This window comes from Nocardia sp. NPDC046473, assembly GCF_040645995.1.
Classification (GTDB): Bacteria; Actinomycetota; Actinomycetes; order Mycobacteriales; family Mycobacteriaceae; genus Nocardia.
Genome location: NZ_JBEYZJ010000007.1, coordinates 186,581 through 205,715 on the forward strand (window position 1 = coordinate 186,581; position 19,135 = coordinate 205,715).

Below are 19,135 nucleotides of genomic sequence, written 5' to 3' on the forward strand. Positions count from 1 at the left end.
GGAGGCCGCCTGATGACGGAGAATACGCAGGCGCCGATGCCGGAGATCGAGGATGTGCTCGCGCTGAGCCCGCTGCAGGAGGGCCTGTTCACGCTGGCCAGGCTGGCGGGCGAGGGAGACCTGTACTCGTTCCAGTTCGTCTTCGAGGTGGCCGGTCCGGTCGATACCGAGTTGCTCCGCCGCAGCGCCGGAGTGATCCTGCGCCGACACGCCAATCTGCGCGCGTCCTTTTGGGACCGCGACCTGCCGAAGCCGGTGCAGATCGTGCCTACCTTCGCGGAGCTGCCGTGGGCTGAACGAAGCGTAGCCACAGCCGAACTCGACGATGTCGTCGCGGCCGAAGCCCGCGCCCCGTTCGACCTGGCGCGTGGTCCGCTGCTGCGCGTGCTGTTGTTGACGCTGCCGGATCACTCGCGACGGATGGTCTTGACCGCCCATCACATCCTGTTGGACGGCTGGTCGCTAGGCGTGTTCTTTCGCGAGCTCTACGCGCTGTACGAAGCGGGCGCGGCAGCTGACGCGTTGCCTGCCCCACGTCCGTATCGCGACTACATCGGCTGGCTCGCCGCCCGCGATACCGATGCGGCACTGCGTGGTTGGCGTGACTACCTCGCCGATGTCCACCCATTGCATCTCGCCGATCGCACCGATACCGCGGTGAACACCATCGTCCCCACCATCGACAATCTGACCTTGGACCCGGTCGATACCGCTCGGTTGACGGCATGGGCGCGAACCAACGGGCTCACCATGAATACGGTGGTGCAGTACGCCTGGGCCGTTCTCCTCGGCAGGCTCGCCGATCGGCGCGACGTCGTGTTCGGCACCACCGTCTCCGGCCGACCGGACGAGCTCTCCGGCGTCGAGACCATGATCGGACTGTTCATCAACACCATCCCGGTGCGGGTGGATCTCGGTGCCGACACCGCGGCCGAGGGCTGCCGGCGGCTGCAGCGTGCGTCGGCCCCGATGCGCGAGCGCGCCTACGTGAGTCTTTCGTCGATACAGCGGGCCATCGGTGCGGGAGCGCTGTTCGACACGCTGTTCGTCTTCGAGAACGCGCCCATGGCCGATGTCCTGCGTCCCACCGAGACTGCGGACGGCACCCGGTTCCGGCCGATCACCTCACAGAGCCTGACGCACTATCCCTTGGCGGTCACCTCGTTCCTGTACGAGGGACATCTGGTCGTGACGATCGAGGCCGTGCAGGCAGTGCTCGGTGCACTGTCCGGCCGCGATATCGGAGCGCGATTGATCTCGGTGTTGCGGCAGCTGCCCGAGATCGGCGAGCGCGGGCCCGACGCCCTCGATATCCTGCTGCCCGAGGAGCTTCCGCTGACCCCGGCCGCGCCTGCGGCAGACGTTGTCGATGCCACCGTGCCGGAACTGTTCGCCCGCCAAGTAGCGGCGACACCGGACGCGCTCGCGCTCAGCAGCGAGCACGAGCGCTATACCTATCGCGAATTGGCCGACGCTGTCGATCAGCTGACCGGTGCGTTGTCCGCGCACGGTGTTGGCCCGGAAGAGGTTGTCGCACTCGCTCTTCCGCGTACTGCGGCGTCGATCATCGCGATTCTTGCCGTGCTCGCCAGCGGTGCGGCCTACGTTCCTGTCGACCGCACCCTACCGGCTGTGCGCATCGAATCCATTCTGCGCCAGTCCCGTTCGCGGTTGATCATCGTTGATGAATCGGGCCTGCCCGCGCTCGACGACATCGCGGACCGTCCGGAGGCGTTGACGCTCACGGAAATCGCCAACAGCGGGCCGGGCCTCATCCCGAGGCCACCCGGCCCGCAGCACTGCGCCTATGTGATCTTCACCTCGGGTTCCACCGGAGAACCCAAGGGCGTCATGGGTACGCACGCCGCGGTGGCCGCGTACTTCGCTGATCATCGCGACCGCGTGTACCGTCCTGCGGTCGCCCGGCTCGGTCGGCCGTTACGCATCGCGCACGCCTGGTCGCTGAGCTTCGACGCGTCCTGGCAGCCGTTGATCGGGCTGCTCGACGGACACGCCATCCACCTGTTCGACGCCGAGGACATGGGTGATGCGCGACGTTTGGTCGACGGCGTCCGGCGTCACGGACTGGACATGATCGACACCACACCGTCGATGTTCACTCAGCTGGCCGCGGCCGGATTGGTCGACGCCGATACGCCGCTGTCGGTGCTCGCCCTCGGCGGCGAAGCGATCGGCGTACCGCTGTGGCAACGATTGTGCGCGCTGCCCGACACGGCTGTGCACAACTGCTACGGCCCAACGGAGACGACGGTGGAGGCGGTGGTCGCCGCGGTGACCGACCCGAACACGGTGCCGACCATCGGCGCCCCGGTTACCGGGATGACCGGCTACGTCTTCGATTCGCGGCTGCGTCCGGTCCCCGTCGGGGTGGCCGGGGAGTTGTATCTGTCGGGTGCTCAGGTGACGCGCGGGTACGTCGGTAAACCGGGAATCACCGCCGAGCGATTCGTCGCCGACCCGTACCGCGCGGGTGAGCGGATGTACCGCACCGGAGACCTGGTGCGGCGCCTGCCTTCTGGTGATTTCGCTTATCTGGGACGGGCGGACGACCAGGTCAAAATCCGCGGCTATCGGATCGAGATCGGCGATATCGAAAGCGCGTTGCTCGCACAGTCCGGTGTGCGCAGCGCCGCGGTGATCGTGGTGCGCAGGGCTGGCGGACCGGCACTGCTCGCCTTCGCGGTCGGTACCGGACTCGACCCGGCGGCACTGCGCACGGCGCTGGGCGAGCGGTTACCTGCCTATATGGTCCCGCACCGGATTCTGGTCGTTGCGCAGCTGCCGGTGACCGCGAACGGCAAGCTCGACATCAAGCGGCTCGAGCTGCTCGCGGCGACGTCGGCAACCGATGCCGTCGAGACCAGGCCACGCAGCGCCACCGAACATCGCCTGTGCGCCGCCGTCGCCGAATTGTGCGGGGGTGTCCTGCCCGGTATAGACGACGACCTGGTCAGCCTCGGACTCGACAGCATCGTCGCGATAACCCTGGTGAATTCGCTACGCCGGGAAGGTATTTCGCTCAGTCCGAAGCTGGTGCTCAGCGCGTCGACGATTCGTGAACTCGGCGCGCGGGTCGACGCGTACGTGCGCATCGAACATGTGCCGAGCGCGGCGGACTACGGCGACGTGGGTCCGGTGCCGATCGTGTCGTGGATGCACGAGCACGGCGGCTACCGCAGGCTGGCACTGAGCAATCTGCTCGAACTGCCCGCGAATATCGACCGAGTCGGACTGACCTCGGTGTTGCAGGCATTGCTCGACGGTCATGACGTACTGCGGGCCGTGTTCGCAAGCACGTCAACCGGATACGAGCTGAGCACGCGTGCGCCGGGCAGTGTCCTGGCAGCCGACATCCTGTCCAGCGTCGAGGTCGCGTCGGACTTCGAGGCGACGCTGGCCACGCGCAGCCGCGACGTGCTCGACGAGATAGATCCGCGCACCGGCGACCTGGTGCGTGCGGTGTGGTTCGTCCGGTCCGACGCCCCGGACGTGCTGCTGCTGACCGTCCATCACCTGGCCATCGACCCGGTGTCGTGGCATATCGTCAGCGTCGACCTCGCCGCGAGCTGGGCGCAGGTAGTCGCGGGGCAGTCACCGACGCCGCCGGTCGAGCACATCGGCTATCGGCGGTGGGCCGGCCGGCTCCGCGAACGTGCCGGCACGGAGGCGGTTTCGGCGCAGCGGACCTACTGGGCACGGCAGGTCGCCGCGCCGGATCCAGTGCTCGGCACCCGGCTGCCCGATCCGGCATCCGATACGTGGTCCTCCTACCAGGTACACCCCGTGCCCGCCTCAGCGGAGACGACGGCATCGATCCTGGACGGGCTGCACCGTGGCAGCGCGGGCGTGCGGGAATTCCTGCTCACCGCCCTCACCATGACGCTGGCGAGTTGGCGTGCCGAGCGTGGTCAGGACGCGACAGCGGGCACCTACCTCGCGCTCGAAGGGCACGGCAGGGAGGACGCCGTGCTCGGTGACGATATCGACACCGCGCACACGCTCGGCTGGTTCACCAGCATTGTGCCCGCGCGTCTCGGCGTCGGCGGTGATTGCGTGGATGTGGTTACCGCGCTGGCGGATCCGAGCCGGGCCACCGCCCTGCTCGACGCCGTCGCCACGCACCTGGCCGAAATGCCGAACAACGGCCTCGACTACGGCGTGCTGCGCTACCTCGACGCGGTACCCGAGCTGATCGACGCGCCGCCGCCGCAGGTGCTCTTCGACTACCTCGGTCGCTTCGACCTGTCCGGTGCGGGCAGGCCGTGGGCGCCGATTCCCGACCCCGCGCTGCACGGCTGCCTCCCGCTCGTCTCCGAACCGGATTTCGCGCTGCGCTACGCCCTGGACGTCATCGCCGCGGTGCGAACCACCGCAGCCGGCCCGCAGCTGGTCACCTATCTGCGCTGGAGCGAGTCGGTGTTCACCGCCGCTGCGGCGCAACGGCTCGCCGAGCTGTGGCACGACGCCGTCACCGCCCTGGACCGCGCGCTGTCCATGGTGACCGTCGGCGCCGATTGATCCCGACAGCCCGGCCGCTCAACTTTTCGAATCCACACCCCGAAGGACCCGCTATGTCAGACGAAATGCTCGTTCACCGTAAGCAGTTGCTCCAGCAGCGACTGCGGGAACGCGCGTTGGCGACGACGCCGACCGCCGAACCGACCAGGCGGACCGGCGAACCGGGTCCGCTGTCGCCCGCGCAGCAGCGAATGTGGTTCCTGCAGCAGGTCGAGCCCGCGGACACCACACTGAACGTGTGCGTCGGCTACCGCCTCGACGGCCCGCTCGACGAGGACCGCCTGCGCGCGGCCTTCGACACGGTCGTCGCACGGCACGAAATCCTGCGCACCACCTACCATGTCGGCATCGACGGTGAGCCGTACCAGATTTCGCACGCCATCGCCGAAACCACCTGGCAGCGCCACGATCTCACCGATCTCGCCGAGGACGGCCGGCGCAGGCGGCTGGAGGTGCTGTCCAAGCGCGAATTCGCCCGCCCCTTCGACCTGACCACCGACTTGCCGCTGCGCGTGACACTGGCGCGCACCGGCCCGGCCGAGCACGTGCTGGTGCTGGTGATCCACCACATCGGCTGGGACGACGATTCCTGGTCCGTCTTCTTCGCCGAGTTGAACGCCGCCTATCGGGGTGACGTACTGTCCGACCTCGGCGCCCAGTACGTCGATGTGGCACTCACCGAGCGGATCGCCGATGACGCCGCGGATCTGGCGTACTGGCGCGCCACGCTGACCCCCGCACCGGGGCGGCTCGAACTGCCCGGCGCGCACGGCATCGGCGGCACGACGCGCAACGCGGACAAATGCGTGCTCCCGCTGTCCGCCGAATTGCTCGATCTGGTCACCGAAGTCGGCCGTGAACACTCGGCGACCCCGTTCATGGTCCTGCTCGCCGCGTTCCAGGCGCTCGTCCAGCGATACACCGCCGCAACGGATTTCCTGGTCGCGGTGCCGGTAACCGATCGCCGCGGCCGGGCCGCCGAGACGCTGATCGGGTACTTCGGGAACACCCTGCTGTTGCGCGCGACGCCTGCGCCCGGGGAATCTTTTGCGGACCTGGTGGATTCGACAAGGGCCGCCTGCGTCGACGCGTTCGCCCACCAGGGCGTCGGCGTCGAACGGGTGGTCCGCGAGGTGAGCCCCGACCGGGTAGGCGGCCGCGATGGCCTTGCCCAGCTGGTACAGCTGAGTTTCAGCGTGCGCGGCGGGGCGAACGGCTTCGACCTGGCCGGGGTCGACTCCACCGAATTGCCTTGGGGCAGTGCGGTCGCGCAAGAAACCCTCGGCCTGATGGTCGTCCTCGACGACGCGGGCGCGCGCGTCGAGGCCACCTATCTCGTCGACGAGCTGGACCCCGCGCTGGTGGCCCAGCTGTTGCGGCACTACCTGCGGCTGCTCGACCGTGCGGTGCGCGAGCCGCGGCGGTCGCTGCGCGATATCGACATGCTCGGGCGTGATGATCGGGCCGAGATCCTCGCCGCATCGCGGGGTCCGCTCATCGACGCGCCCGTGACCACGCTGGTCGAGCTGCTGCAGCAGCAGGCTGCGGCGACCCCGGACCGGGTCGCCGTGCTCTCCGACACCGAGGAGCTCACCTACCGCGCACTGCACCAGCGCGCCAATCGTCTTGCGCATTTGCTGATTCGGCGCGGCCTCGGGGCTGAGCAGTTGGTAGCGCTGCGGCTCTCGAACTCCGTCGAATTCGTCGTTGCCAGTATCGCGGTGCTCAAATCCGGCGCCGCTTATCTTCCGATCGATCCGGCGTACCCCGAGGACCGGGTCGACTATCTGTTGGCCGATGCGCGCCCGACGCTGTCGTTGAATGCCGACGCGGTGGCGGCCGCCGAGGCCGCCGCCACCGAGCTGTCGGACCTCGATCCGACCGACGCTGATCGGACGGTGCCGCTGCGCGCCTCGAATATCGCCTACGTCATCTACACCTCGGGCTCTACCGGCAAGCCGAAGGGCGTGCCGGTCTCGCACGAGGCGATCGCCGACCATCTCGTGTGTTTCGCGAAAAACTGGGACGCGAGCACTCCAGAACGGGTGCTGCAGGCGACCTCGGTGAGCTTCGACGCGTCGTTGCCCGACATCTTCCTGCCGTTGATCGGTGGCTCGAGCATCGTCGTACCGAAGCCCAATCCCTACCGGGACATTCCGTATGTCACCGACTTGATCGCCAGGTGTGGCATCACCGTGCTCCAGATGGTGCCCTCGTTGCTGTCCGCGCTGCTGCTCCTGCCCGAGTCGAACGACTGGCGTGCGTTGCGGCACGTCCCGGTCGGCGGCGAGGCACTGCCCGGCGAACTCGCCGACCGGTTCGCCGCGCAATTCGACGCCCGACTGAGCAACAACTATGGGCCGACCGAGGCGGTGGTCTGCTCGACTGCGATGCCGGTCGACGGCCCGCAGGGGGCGGGGATCGTGCCGATCGGTTACCCGAACCGCAACGTCTATGTCTACCTCCTCGACGAGTCGATGCAGTTGGTGCCGCCAGGGGTGGTCGGTGAGATCTATCTCGGCGGTCGGCAACTCGCGCGCGGCTACCTGGACCGGCCCGCGCAGACGGCGGAGCGCTTCGTCGCCGATCCCTTCCTGGCCGGGGAAAGGTTGTATCGCACCGGCGATCTCGCCAGGCGCACTGCCGACGGCGAGATCGAATTCATCGGACGTGCCGACGAGCAGGTGAAGGTGCGTGGCTTCCGGATCGAGCTGGGTGAGGTGGAGGCAGCGGTCGCCGATCACCCCGGCGTCGCGCAGTGCGTCGCGATCATCACCGAACACGACATGCTCGGCCCGATTCTCACGGCCTACCTCGTACCGAACCCCGGTGCCGACATCGATCTGCAGCAGGTGCGTGCCTCCGTCGCGGCGGCGCTGCCGGAGCACATGGTGCCCGCCGCGTTCGCCGTGCTCGACCAGGTGCCGCTGAGTGCGCACGGCAAACTCGAGCGCCGGGCGCTGCCTGTGCCGGAACTGGTTTTGACGCGTGGTTACCGAGAGCCCGAGTCGCCGATGGAGGTTCGCGTCGCCGCACTGTACGGCGAGATGTTCGACCTCGACCGCGTCGGCGCCGACGACTCGTTCTTCGAACTCGGCGGCCACTCGCTGCTGGCCGTCCGGCTGGTCACCATGGTCCGCACGGTCTTCGGCATCGAGATCGACGTGCGGGCACCGTTCGACGCGCCGACGGTCGCCGAGTTGGCCGCACATCTGGTCGAGCGCTATCGAGATCAGTGCGGCGAGGATCTCGACGATGCCGCGGTGCTGCGGCGGACCACCGTCGAGACGGCCTCGACACCGAGCAAACAGCCACGGCCCGAACGCATTCCGCTGTCGTACTCACAGCGTGCGCTGTGGCTGCGGCGGCGGCTCCAGGGTGCGTTCGAATGGGAGAACTTCCGGTTCGCCATCCAAATCGACGGGCCGATCGACAGCGCACTGCTCGCAGCGGCGGTCGGTGACGTCATCGCCAGACACGAAGCACTGCGCACCGTGTTCCCGGAACATGAAGGGACGCCGTACCAATGGGTGCGACAGGATGTCGCGGTGCAGGTGCCGACCATCGTGCTCGATGCGGAGCCGGATGGGTTCGCGGCTCCACTCGAGCGTGAGCTGGCGGCAGACGCCTCGCACGTATTCGACCTCACCTCCGACCCGCTGATCCGGCCCCGCCTGCTCGAACTGGGGCCGGAAACCCGGGTGTTGTCGGTGCTGATGCATCACATGATCACCGACCGCGAGTCCTGCCGGATCTTCATCGAAGACCTCATCGCCGCCTACCGCGCCCGGCTGAGCGGTGGGGCTCCCCAGTGGCCCGCGCTCGGCATGCAGTTCCCCGATTTCGCGCTCTGGCAACGGCAAACCTTCGACCGCACGCCCGGCCGCGACGATCTCAGCGATTACGGTCGGACCCAGCTCGACTATTGGCGTTGCGCACTCGCCGATTTGCCCGTCGAGATCGCGGTAGCGCACGATCGGCCGCGGCCCGCTGTCCTCGGCAACACGGGGATCACCGCGACCCGGGTCGTTCCGGCGGCGACCTGGCACGCGGTGCGGGCGCTCGCCGAGTCCTGCGGTGCGACCGAATTCATGGTGTGCCAGGCGGCGAGCGCGGTGCTGCTGCATATTTTCGGCGGTGGCGATGATGTGCCGATCGGCGCGACCATCGCGAACCGGGTCGGCGCGGAGGTCGGCCAGCTGGTCGGATTGTTCGCGGACATGGTGGTGCTGCGGAATGATTTGTCGGGCGCTCCGACACTGCGCACCGTGCTGGATCGTGCCCGCGAAACGGCCCTCGATGCCCTCGCGCACCAGGCGGTGCCGTTCGAGCGGATCGTCGAAACCCTCAATCCGCCAAGGGTATTGGCCCGCAACCCGTTGTTCCAGGTGATGATGCAGTTCGGGCACCGCCCCCGGCCCGTCGACTTCGTCGCGAGTGGCGAGGCGACGCTGACCGCGCTCGCGCCGCAGTACGACACCGCGTTCGTGGACCTGCACCTGGATTTCCTGGTGAAACCCAGCGGCGCGGTCGTGCTGGGAGTGGTGGTCAACTCCGATCTCTACCACCAGTCGACCGGGGCGCTCTTCGCCGACGCGTTGGTGGGCATCATGACCGCCTTCGCGACGAAAGCCGATGTGCGAGTCGGTGACCTGGACATTCTTCCGGACGATTGGGACACCGCGCGTACCGTCGTGCGCCAGGCGGCGGCCGCGGCCGCGACGTCTGCTGCCGAGGCCGGTCCGCCGCGCACCGAGACCGAGCGAACCCTGGTAACGCTGCTCGAAGAGTTGCTGGAGACGACGGATATCGGCCGTGCCGACGGCTTTTTCGCACTGGGCGGCGACAGCGTCATCGCGATCCAATGGGCGACAAGGGCGGCCGACGCGGGATTGGCGTTGACCCCGCAGCTGGTGTTCGAACATCACACCATCGCGACGCTCGCCGCGGCAGTGGACGCGGCGGGCCCTGCGGAGTCGGCACAACCACGGGTCGAGGAACATCGGCACGAGCCGATGTCGACGTCGGGTCTGTCCGACGACGCGCTGGCCGCGCTGCGAAATTCCTGGGCGGCCCAAGGCTGAACGCCCCGCGTAATATCCTGTGCCGCTATCAGTTCGACGTAGGGAGGCGCGGTGACCCCGACGGTACCGAGCGGGTTCGCGGCCCCGGTACTGGCGTTCGCGCTGGTTGTCGTGGTGGCGCGTTGGCTGTTGGCGGACCAGTCGTTCGGCAATCGTCTTGTCAACCGCGCGCTGAGCTGGATGACCGCGGCGGCCGCCATTCAGGTTGCCGGCACGGGCACCGATATCGCCCACCTGACGGACCGAATATTCCTCGGCGGCGGCGCGGCCACGCTCGCTTACATCTATGGTATCGCGGCACTGTTCGCCAGCGAGGACGAGGACAGGGCTCGGCGGCGGCAGCCGAGGTACAACGCGATAGCTGTCGCAGGTGCCGTGATCGTTGTGTTCATCGGCCGTCCGGCAGACCCCATGGATCCCGGCTTCGGTTGGCAGGCGCCACTGGTCTGGGCGATCTTCAACGTCCCGATAGGGTTGTTCGGCATACACGTCGTCTGTGCGTGTGTGCGCGAACTACGGGTCTCGGGGATCGCAGTCCGTGAACGGCTGGTCTTCTCGGCCCTGCTATTTGTCGGAGCAAACGCGACTTACGCGGCTGTCGCGTCCGGTGTTCGGGTGGTCGGCGGTGCGCCGTCCGACAGCCCGCCCGCGGACTGGACTATGGCGTCCTGTCTCACCTTTTTCATGTTCTGCCTTTTGCTGTCGGCGCCGGTGGTTGGTGTGCTGCTCGCCCGGGCCGGATGGGATCGCGTCGGCCGTCGCTGCCGGCGACTGTTGCCACTGTGGCACGACCTCACCACCGCGGTGCCCGGCATCGTGCTGGAGCAGGGACCCGATCGCCGTGACCCCGAGCTTCGGTTGTACCGCATGCTCGTCGAGATTCAGGACGCGCTGCAACACCTCAAGCAGTACATCCCGCCCGGTGATCGGCGCGAGCAGTCCGTCGAAGAGTATGCCGTACAGATCGCGCTGGCCGTCGAAGGCAAACAACGCGGCAGCGAACCGGCGGGCACGGTCGTGGGAGGAGACCGGTACGAGCTCATCGCGGAGGACCGGGATACCGAGTTGGACCTCCTGCTCGACCTGGCTCGGGTCTGGCCGACGGCGCGTACCACGGCGTCGGAGGCCGCGCTCGTGCGTTGATCCGCGGTCGCTGCCAGGCGACCGTCGCGGTCAGGTCGATACCGTAGGATCGGCTCCCGCTGATCGCTTGAACGTGTACGGAGGCACCGATGTCCCCTCGGGTACCTACCGGCATCGTCGCCGCACCGTGTCCGGACGGACCGTGCCGATGACAGCGCCCGCGCCGATGTGGGTCGTCATCGCGGCGATCGTGGTGCTGTGCGGGGTCACGCTGGCTCGACGGATTCTCATCGACGGCACACCGGCCGCCCGGCTGGTCAATCGTGGGCTCCTGTGGGTATCGGTCGGCGCGGTGACGCAGTACAGCATCGTCGCGACCGGTCACGAAGAGTTGGCGGTTCAGTTCTTCCTGTTCTGCTCGGTGCCGGCCGCCGCCAATGTGTATGGTCTGGCAAAGCTTTTCGTCAGCGCCGATCCCACCGCTGTCCGCGATCGGCAGCGGATCTATAACGTCGCGGCGGTGCTCGCCGGTACCACAGTCGTGCTCGTCGGTGCGCCGGAAGGTACTGGCGGAGCGGGCTTCTGGGTGCGGGCGGTGCTGAGTTGGACGGTGTTCAATGTGCCGCTGCTGGTGGCCGGAGTGCACATCGCTCGGGCCTGTCTGCGGGACATCCGGGCCGAAGCCTCGTTGCTGAAGCAGGTTCCGTACATCGGCCTGCTCGTGCTGGCCGCCGGATGGTTTGTCGGCGCGGCTCTCACGGTGGTGCAGGCTTTCGAGGGCAAGCCGCCTGGGACCCTATCGATCAAGTGGAGTTGGGCATCGTGCCTGTTCTGTGTGCTGGTCGCGCTCGTGACTGCGGTTCCGCTGGCGCCGGGCATCCTGGCGCGTGCCGGCTGGGATCAGACCGGGCGAAAACTGCGCAGGCTGGAGCCGCTGTGGCGGGACCTCACCATGGCGGTGCCCGAGGTCGTGCTGCCCGCGGGCGTCGGACTCGGCCGGGATCCCGAGTCGCGGCTGTACCGGATGACCGTGGAGATCAGAGACGCGTTGATGCACCTCAGGCCGCATCTGGTCGTCGATGATGGGCCCGAGTCGTCCGTCGAGACCTACGCCACGCAAATCGCCCGTGCGGCGCGTGCCCGAGCGCGGGGGATCACTCCGCTGGGCGCGCCGCCGTCGCACTTTCAGCAGATATCAGCGCGCGACATGACTTCCGAGCTCGGTTATCTGCTCGATCTGGCGCGCCACTGGCCGAAAGCGCGCGATCTGGTCAGCGGTCGCGCGCGGGTGAGCCGACGATGATGCTGCCGACCGCGCATTCGGTCAGCTCGTCCACGGCGGCCGCGGCGGCGAAGGCAGCGGTATCGCCGAGGCCTTCGGCGTACGCGCCGAGTCCCATCGCTGTCGCGATGAGGGAGACGGTCTGTGTGACTGCGCCGACGTGCTTCAAGATGTCGGCGTAGGCCACCTGCCCGTAGTGCCGCGTGATGTGCCCCGACCGCGCGGCGAGCAGCAACACCAGCTGTGGATCGTCGCCGTCGGCGACGGTTACCGAGGCGGTGGCCAAAAGCCGTTGCACCGCAGGTGAATCCAGGTCGGCGACCGGACGGAGCACGTGGTCGAACGAGTTGTAGTGGTACATGCCCGGTGCGAGTCCGTCGACCTGTCGCGCGATCGGGTAGAACTCGAGTTCGTCGACGCTGTCGCCCGACGAGCGGGGGTGAGGTGCCAAATCCGCACCGGCACTTCGGACATCGGCCGTCCGATATAGCAGCTCGGCCAGTTGATCGCGGGTGATCGGGTTGGCGTCATCGAACGCGCGAGTGGACTGCCGATCGGCCAGCACCGCCGTCAGCGTCGGGTCGGCGGCGCGCAGCGCTGCTGAGTCGGGCGTCGCGAGCGGAATCGGTTCGCCGGAGTAGTTCGGCTTCCGCGCGGGTGGCTGCGGGAAGCTGTTCTCGGCCCGCGAGTCGGGGTGAGCTATGCCGGCAGTGCGTTCGCCGAGCGTGCTGCGGCGGTGGAACCACAGGTCGGCGGCATGCCAACTGCGAGTGGCGAACTCCCGCTCCTCCTCGTCCGGATCGGCAACCAGAAACCCGCACCAGTGCAGATCGGCCGCCAACTGCGACTTGATCGAGACGTGCAGTGGCGACTCGGCCGCACCGAAACCATCGAGCAGGGAGAGCAGCCTCGGGTCGTGGATCCGCACATCGCACCAGGACAGCGGGTGCTCGAGCATGAAGCCGTCCGAGTCCCGGTGCAGCACAGCGAATTTCGACAGCGTCGCGCGCCACGGGAGCCTGGTGGCAGGGCGCGGCGGCGGCTGTCCGATCGGCAGGATGCTGTACAGGTTGCGGCCGCCGTCGCGCACGGTGACCGACAGCCAACCGCCATCGGTCAGCCGCGCCATCAGCCCGGCGACATCGTCGGTGCCCGATCCGTCGGACAGTTGCGACACCGTCGCCGGGCCCTGGTTCAGTGTTCGCAGCGCTTGCAGCTGTCCGACGCCGAGCCCGGACAGCTGTTCGTTGCGCGGCGGATGGAGCAGCGTCGCGCCCGCCGATGTCGTCAGACAGGTGACGCCCGCACGCAGTGCGTACCTGGTCTGGTCGGGATATGTGACGGCGGACAAAACCGCTGACCTCCGCTTGTCGATCCGATGTGGTGGTGCTACCTATTTCGCCGCGGCGGCGAACGCCGGCTCCAGCTTGTTCAGCGTGTAGGGCACCGACAGCGCGGTCGGCTGGTTGATCGCGCTGATCTCCTGGGTGGTGAGAAACACCACCGAGCCCTTCTGCACCGCGGGCAGGTCGGCGTATCCGGGCAGCTGCCGGTACTTTTCGTCCAAGCCGGTGGCGTAGCCCGCGAGCAGCAGGTCGACGGTCAGCTGGTCGACTCGCTCCGGCGACAGCGCCACCCGTCCGCCCTGGTTACCGGGGAGTTCGCCGAATTCCTTCGGAATGTTCATGCCCAGCTTCGTGAACAGCTTGCTGGAGCCGTCGTTCGGATCGGTGAGCACCATGAGTTGCGTGGTGCTCGACAGCCAGGTGCTGGCGAAGGTCTTGCCTTTGAGGCCGGGGTTGGCCTGCGCGATCGCGTCGATCTTCTTGTCGACGTCGGCGATGACCTTCGTGGCGGCGTCGTCCTTGTGCAGCACCTTGCCGAGCGTGGTCACCAGGTCTTGCCAGGGCGTTACCGCGTTCTTGCTGAGTGCGGGCAGGGTCGGGGCCAACTTGGAGAGCTCGTCGTAGGTCTTCTGATCGGCGACGAAGGGATCGGCCAGGATGAGGTCGGGCTCGAGTGCCGCCACCTGTTCGGCGATATTGCCGGTCGTGTTCAGCGCCTTCGAGGATTCCAGTCCCTTCGGCTGCCACGGCGGTGTGCTCTTGGACATCGTGGCGATTTGGTCCACGTACCCGACCGGAGTCACGCCGAGTGCCACAGTGGTGTCGAGCCATTGATTGCCAAGGGTGACGATCTTTTTCGGCGTTCCGGTGATCGTGGTCGAGCCACGCGCGTGCGTGATGGTGACAGGCTCGCCGCCGGAACCGGCGTCGTCGCTCGACGAACCGCACGCTGCCAGACCCAGTGTCAGCGCGGCGGCGACGGTGGCCACCGTCGCCTTCGCCCAGCGTGACATCCGAACAGACTTCATCAGTTGGCCCCTTCGAGGAAGTTCGTCGCCGGCCTGAGATACCTGCCAGCAATTCAGCCAAGGCTAACCTATCTCGTCTCGAAGGTGACCGGCCCCTCTTGATGGTTAGATCCGCTAACTATATAGTTTGCGGAGATAACCATTCGCGAGGGGACGCCGTGACGATGCCATCCACCGATCTCGATCTCGGCGAGGTCAGCACCATCCGCCGCAGGTTGCGCTACGACCGGGACCATCCGCACTACAAGTGGATCGTGCTGACCAACACCACGCTCGGGGTGCTGCTCACCGCGATCAACTCGTCGATCGTGCTGATCTCGCTGCCCGCGATCTTCCGTGGCGTCGGACTGAACCCGCTCGACGCGGGCAACGTCGGATACCTGCTGTGGATGTTGATGGGCTACCTGCTCGCGACGGCCGTGCTGGTCGTCATGTTCGGCAGGCTCGGTGACCTCTTCGGCCGAGTTCGCGTGTACAACATGGGTTTCGCGGTCTTCGCGTTCTGCGCGCTCGCGCTGTCCTTCGATCCGTTCCACGGTGGCGCGGGTGCCATGTGGATCATCATCTGGCGAGTGATCCAAGGCGTCGGCGGCGCGATGCTGACCGCCAACGCCACCGCCATCCTCACCGACGCCTTCCCGGCCAAGCAGCGCGGCACCGCGCTCGGCATCAACATGGTGGCGGCTGTCGCGGGCTCGTTCCTCGGCCTGCTCATCGGTGGCGTGCTGTCGGAATGGGATTGGCGCGCGGTGTTCTGGGTCAGCGTTCCGATCGGTCTGCTCGGCGCGTTCTGGTCGTACCGCTCGCTGCACGAGGTCGGCATCCGGTCGGTGGGCAAGGTCGACTGGGCGGGCACGATCACCTTCGGGCTCGGGCTCACCGCGCTGCTCACCGGCATCACCTACGGCATTCAGCCCTACGGCGGCCACGCCACCGGTTGGTCCAGTCCCTGGGTGCTCGGTGCGGTGATCGGCGGTATCGCGCTGCTCGGCGCGTTCTGCGTGGTGGAGAGCAAGGTCGACGACCCGATGTTCCATCTCGCCCTGTTCCGTAACCGCGCCTTCGGGCTCGGCAACTTCAGCAACCTCATGGTCTCCATCGGCCGTGGCGGCATGCAGTTCATGTTGATCATCTGGTTGCAAGGCATCTGGCTTCCGTTGCACGGCTTCAGTTTCGAGTCGACGCCGCTGTGGGCCGGCATCTATCTGCTGCCACTGACCGTGGGATTCCTTGCGGCCGGACCGGTCTCGGGCTGGCTGTCGGACCGCTACGGTTCGCGCCTGTTCACCACCGGTGGTGCGTTGATCGCGGGCATCACCTTCGTGCTGTTGCTGATCGTGCCCGTGGACTTCAACTACTGGGTGTTCGCCGCGATCATCCTGCTCAACGGCATCGGCAGCGGACTGTTCTTCTCGCCCAACACCGCGGCCATCATGTCCAGCGTGCCCGCCGCGCAACGCGGTGCCGCCTCGGGCATGCGCGGCACCCTGTTCAACGGCGGCAACGCGCTGTCCATGGGAATCTTCTTCTCCCTCATGGTCGTCGGTCTCGCCAGCAGCCTGCCGTCGGCCCTGGACGCCGGTCTGCGCGCCCAGGGTGTCTCCGCAGGCGCCGCCGCCGATGTCGCCGGTCTACCCCCGGTGGCCAGCATGTTCGCCGCGTTCCTCGGCTACAACCCGATCCAGGAATTGCTAGGCCCGACAGGTGAATTGGCCAAGCCTGGGGTCAACGCCGACACCCTCACCGGCCAGGAGTTCTTCCCCCACTTGCTGACCGGCCCGTTCCACACCGGCCTGGTCGTCGTCTTCGTCTCCGCCGCGATCATGATGTTCCTGGCCGCCGCCGCATCGTTCTTCGCGGGCAACAAGTACGTGCACGACGAGCAGTCCGAACTGGCCGAGGCCGAGGAACTCGCGCACACCGCGCCGGTTCCCGCGCGCTGATCGGGGATCGCACCACCCAGCGGTTCGAGGCGGGCGCGCGCGGCACCTATTGTCACAACAATGCAGTCCGCGCCGCCCGTACTCGCCGGGATCGTCGTCCTGTTGACCCGTGCCACGATCGGCCACACTGGTCGGCCGTAACCCCTTCCGGCGCAACGACTTCCTAGGCGGAGGCGGCTCGGTCCGGCGACTGCGTCTCGCATGCCGCTGCGATAGTTGCCGTGTCCCAATAGAACGGGTGTACCTCGGAGATTCGGCCGTCCGTGATCGTAATCGTTTGCAGGATAGGAAAAGTGAGTTCGCGGCCGGTTGCGCGGGAGCGGGCGCGGACCCAGGTGTGGACGACCATGGTTTCGCCGGTGGCCAGGAACGACTGGTCCAGGAGGTCGAAGGATTCCCAGGTGCGGGCCATGGCGCGGAAGAACTGTTCCATGCCATCGTGGCCGCGCCAGATCCCGCCGTAAGGCAGACCGGCAGCTTGATGCAGCACCACATCGGTTGCGAAGAACGGGGCGAGCGGATCGAACGACGAGCCGCCGGGCCCACCCGCCGCGAAGTACTCGGCCTCCGCCGCATACATCCCGGTCAGCACGGTCATCGGATCGGTGGTGGAGTGCGTCATGCGCTCAGTCTGCCCAGACCGGCCGTGCCGGGACCGGCGCTAATCGGACATCGCTGTCCACAGTGCATCCGAGCGTCCCGCACACCGAATCGTGTGCGGGACCGCGACGGGATCAGAAGGTGACGCGCTGGTCCTGCGGCATGAAGAGTTTGTCGCCTTCCTTCACGTCGAACGTGCGGTAGAACTCCTCCAGGTTGCGGACCACCTGGTTGCAGCGGAATTCGGCGGGGGAGTGGGTGTCGGTGGCGAGGTAGCGCACCGTCAGCTCCTTGGTCTGCTTCTCCCGCCAACTGCGGGCCCAGGACAGGAAGAAGGTTCGGTAGTCGGGGTTGTCGACGCCACGGCGTTTCTCCGAGATGCGGAAGGCCGCCAACGTGATCTGCAGGCCGCGCAGGTCGGCGAGGTTCTCGCCGACGGTGAGTTCGCCGTTGATGTGCTGACTCGGGTCGAGACCCTCCGGCACCAGCACGTTGAACTGATCGATGAGCTGCTTGGTCTTGGCCTCGAACGCGGCGCGGTCCTCCGGCGTCCACCAATCCCGGCGATTGCCGTCACCGTCGTATTTGGAGCCCTGATCGTCGAAGCCGTGGCCGATCTCGTGGCCGATGGTCGCGCCGACGGCGCCGAAATTGACGGCGGGCTGGGCGTCCTTGTCGAAGAACGGCGGCTGCAGATACGCGGCGGGGAACACGATCTGGTTGGAGGTCGCCGAATAGTAGGCGTTCACCGTCTGCGGCGACATCCCCCATTCGGTCTTGTCGACCGGGGTGCCGAGCCGGGCGAACGCCCGCTTGGACTCGAAAGTGTTGATGGACAGCAGTGATTCGACCAGCTTGCCCCTGGTGATCTTCATCTGCGAGTAGTCGACCCACTTGTCCGGGTAACCGATCTTGGGATCGATCTTGTCCAGCTTCGCGATCGACGCCGTCCTGGTCGCCGGGGACATCCACGACGAGTTGGTGAAGTTCTCCCGATACGCGGCGATCACATCGTCGAGCATCTCCTTGGCCCGCTGCTTGGCCTCGGGCGGAAAGTACTTGTCCACGTACACTTTTCCGAGCTGCTCGCCCAGTTTGTCGTCGACGATCCCGACACCGTACTTCCACCGGTCCGGACGCTCCTCTTGACCGTTGAGCACCTTGCCCTTGAACTCGAAGTTCGCGTCGTTGATGGCCTTGGGCAGATACGGCGCGAAGTCCCGAAGCACGCTGATCTTGAGATAGTCACGCCACGTGGCGATGTCGACCTCGGTCCACAATTGACCGGCCGCCGTGATGAAGGACGGCTCGCCGACCACTATCGTCTCGAACAGCGACCGCGGCCGGTCGGTATTCCCGGCCATCCACGGGTCCCAGTCGAATGTCGGTGCCAGAGCGGTCATCTCGGCCCACTTGAAGACGTTGTAGGTCGCGTCGGTATCGCGGGTGCGCACGTTGTCCCAGTGCGCGGGCGCGATTCGCTTCTCCAAGTCGAACACGCGCTGCGCCAAGCCTTCCGGATCAGGCAGCCCCGCGCCGGCGGCGATGCGTCCGAGGAAGATTCGATACTGCGCGAGCACATCGGCGTATTCGGGCTTGCGGTAGTACTGCTCACCGAGACCGAGTCCGGACTGCCCGACCGACGGGATGTAGGCGTTCGAGTTCTTCCGGTCGGTGCCGATGCCGATGCCGATCAGGCCGCTGATCGGCAGTTCGGCCATGACCTTCGCCAGGTCCGCCTTGGTCGCGGCGCCGTCGATCTTGCCGAACAGCCCGGCCAGCGGGGTCATGCCGAGCCGTTCGATCTCGTCCCAATCCACCCTGGCGTCGAACAGGTCGCGGATCTGCTGCTCCTCGGATCCCGGCTTCGGATCCTTGATACCGTCGATGATCTCGCGCAACTGCTGCTCGGTGCGTTCGGCCGCCTCGCTCGTCGAACCGAAGGAGACCTTGTCCGGCGGCAACTGGTAGTCCCGCAGCCACTTCCCGTTGACGTACCGGTACAGGTCGTCCTGTGGCCGGATCGCCTCGTCCGCGCCACCCATGTCGACGCCGATGAGCGGCTTGCTCGCCGCGTTGGTGTCGCTCGAGCAGGACGCCAGCGCGGCAGCGGCGGGCACCACCCCGAGCGCGATCAGGAAGGCACGACGGTCCAGCTGTCCGAGACGTGTCACGAGGATTTCCTCTCCCGATGCGGCCACACCGCATCCTCGTCAGGCGCAATCAGTTC

At 67.0% G+C, this 19,135-nt stretch carries 9 protein-coding genes; 5 read left to right on the top strand and 4 right to left on the bottom strand.

The features are described from left to right. Window positions 1-12 precede the first annotated feature (12 nt). The 4 genes from ABZ942_RS25740 (at window position 13) to ABZ942_RS25755 (ending at window position 12,009) form a co-directional block, all read left to right on the top strand. Entirely contained in the window at window positions 13-4,539 is a 4,527-nt protein-coding gene (locus ABZ942_RS25740; protein WP_357386171.1) for an amino acid adenylation domain-containing protein, read from the top strand. Between the two features lie 53 nt (window positions 4,540-4,592). Beyond that, on the top strand, window positions 4,593-9,623 hold the full coding sequence (locus ABZ942_RS25745; protein ID WP_357386173.1) for an amino acid adenylation domain-containing protein: 5,031 nt from the start codon (window positions 4,593-4,595) through the stop codon (window positions 9,621-9,623). 51 nt (window positions 9,624-9,674) lie between these two features. Beyond that, window positions 9,675-10,766 (top strand): MAB_1171c family putative transporter, encoded by a 1,092-nt coding sequence (locus ABZ942_RS25750; protein WP_357386175.1) that lies wholly within the window; start codon window positions 9,675-9,677, stop codon window positions 10,764-10,766. Between the two features lie 73 nt (window positions 10,767-10,839). Further along, the gene (locus tag ABZ942_RS25755; protein ID WP_357386828.1) at window positions 10,840-12,009 is read left to right on the top strand and encodes an MAB_1171c family putative transporter; all 1,170 of its coding nucleotides are present in this window, start codon (window positions 10,840-10,842) and stop codon (window positions 12,007-12,009) included. On the opposite strand, the gene ABZ942_RS25760 is transcribed toward ABZ942_RS25755, so the two are convergent. Both ABZ942_RS25760 and ABZ942_RS25765 read right to left on the bottom strand, forming a co-directional pair. After that, the gene (locus ABZ942_RS25760; protein ID WP_357386177.1) at window positions 11,978-13,339 is read right to left on the bottom strand and encodes a SagB family peptide dehydrogenase; all 1,362 of its coding nucleotides are present in this window, start codon (window positions 13,337-13,339) and stop codon (window positions 11,978-11,980) included. The two genes, ABZ942_RS25755 and ABZ942_RS25760, sit on opposite strands and share 32 nt — an antisense overlap. A gap of 42 nt (window positions 13,340-13,381) precedes the next feature. Continuing rightward, the gene (locus ABZ942_RS25765; RefSeq protein ID WP_357386179.1) at window positions 13,382-14,362 is read right to left on the bottom strand and encodes an ABC transporter substrate-binding protein; all 981 of its coding nucleotides are present in this window, start codon (window positions 14,360-14,362) and stop codon (window positions 13,382-13,384) included. Window positions 14,363-14,526: 164 nt separating this feature from the next. Here ABZ942_RS25765 and ABZ942_RS25770 point away from each other — a divergent pair, with 164 nt between their 5' ends. Next, window positions 14,527-16,305, top strand: a complete 1,779-nt coding sequence (locus tag ABZ942_RS25770) for an MFS transporter (RefSeq protein ID WP_357386830.1) — start codon at window positions 14,527-14,529, stop codon at window positions 16,303-16,305. A gap of 163 nt (window positions 16,306-16,468) precedes the next feature. Here the strand turns inward: ABZ942_RS25770 and ABZ942_RS25775 are convergent, their stop codons facing one another. Further along, on the bottom strand, window positions 16,469-16,927 hold the full coding sequence (locus tag ABZ942_RS25775) for a nuclear transport factor 2 family protein (protein ID WP_357386181.1): 459 nt from the start codon (window positions 16,925-16,927) through the stop codon (window positions 16,469-16,471). A 112-nt stretch (window positions 16,928-17,039) separates the two neighbouring features. Further along, window positions 17,040-19,079 (bottom strand): M13 family metallopeptidase, encoded by a 2,040-nt coding sequence (locus tag ABZ942_RS25780; RefSeq protein WP_357386184.1) that lies wholly within the window; start codon window positions 19,077-19,079, stop codon window positions 17,040-17,042. Window positions 19,080-19,135: the final 56 nt, after the last annotated feature.

Coding starts and splice junctions, on each gene's coding strand:
- ABZ942_RS25770 (WP_357386830.1), top strand. CDS start 14,527: ATGCCATCCACCGATCTCGATCTCGGCGAGGTCAGCACCATCCGCCGC.
- ABZ942_RS25740 (WP_357386171.1), top strand. CDS start 13: ATGACGGAGAATACGCAGGCGCCGATGCCGGAGATCGAGGATGTGCTC.
- ABZ942_RS25775 (WP_357386181.1), bottom strand. CDS start 16,927: ATGACGCACTCCACCACCGATCCGATGACCGTGCTGACCGGGATGTAT.
- ABZ942_RS25765 (WP_357386179.1), bottom strand. CDS start 14,362: ATGAAGTCTGTTCGGATGTCACGCTGGGCGAAGGCGACGGTGGCCACC.
- ABZ942_RS25745 (WP_357386173.1), top strand. CDS start 4,593: ATGTCAGACGAAATGCTCGTTCACCGTAAGCAGTTGCTCCAGCAGCGA.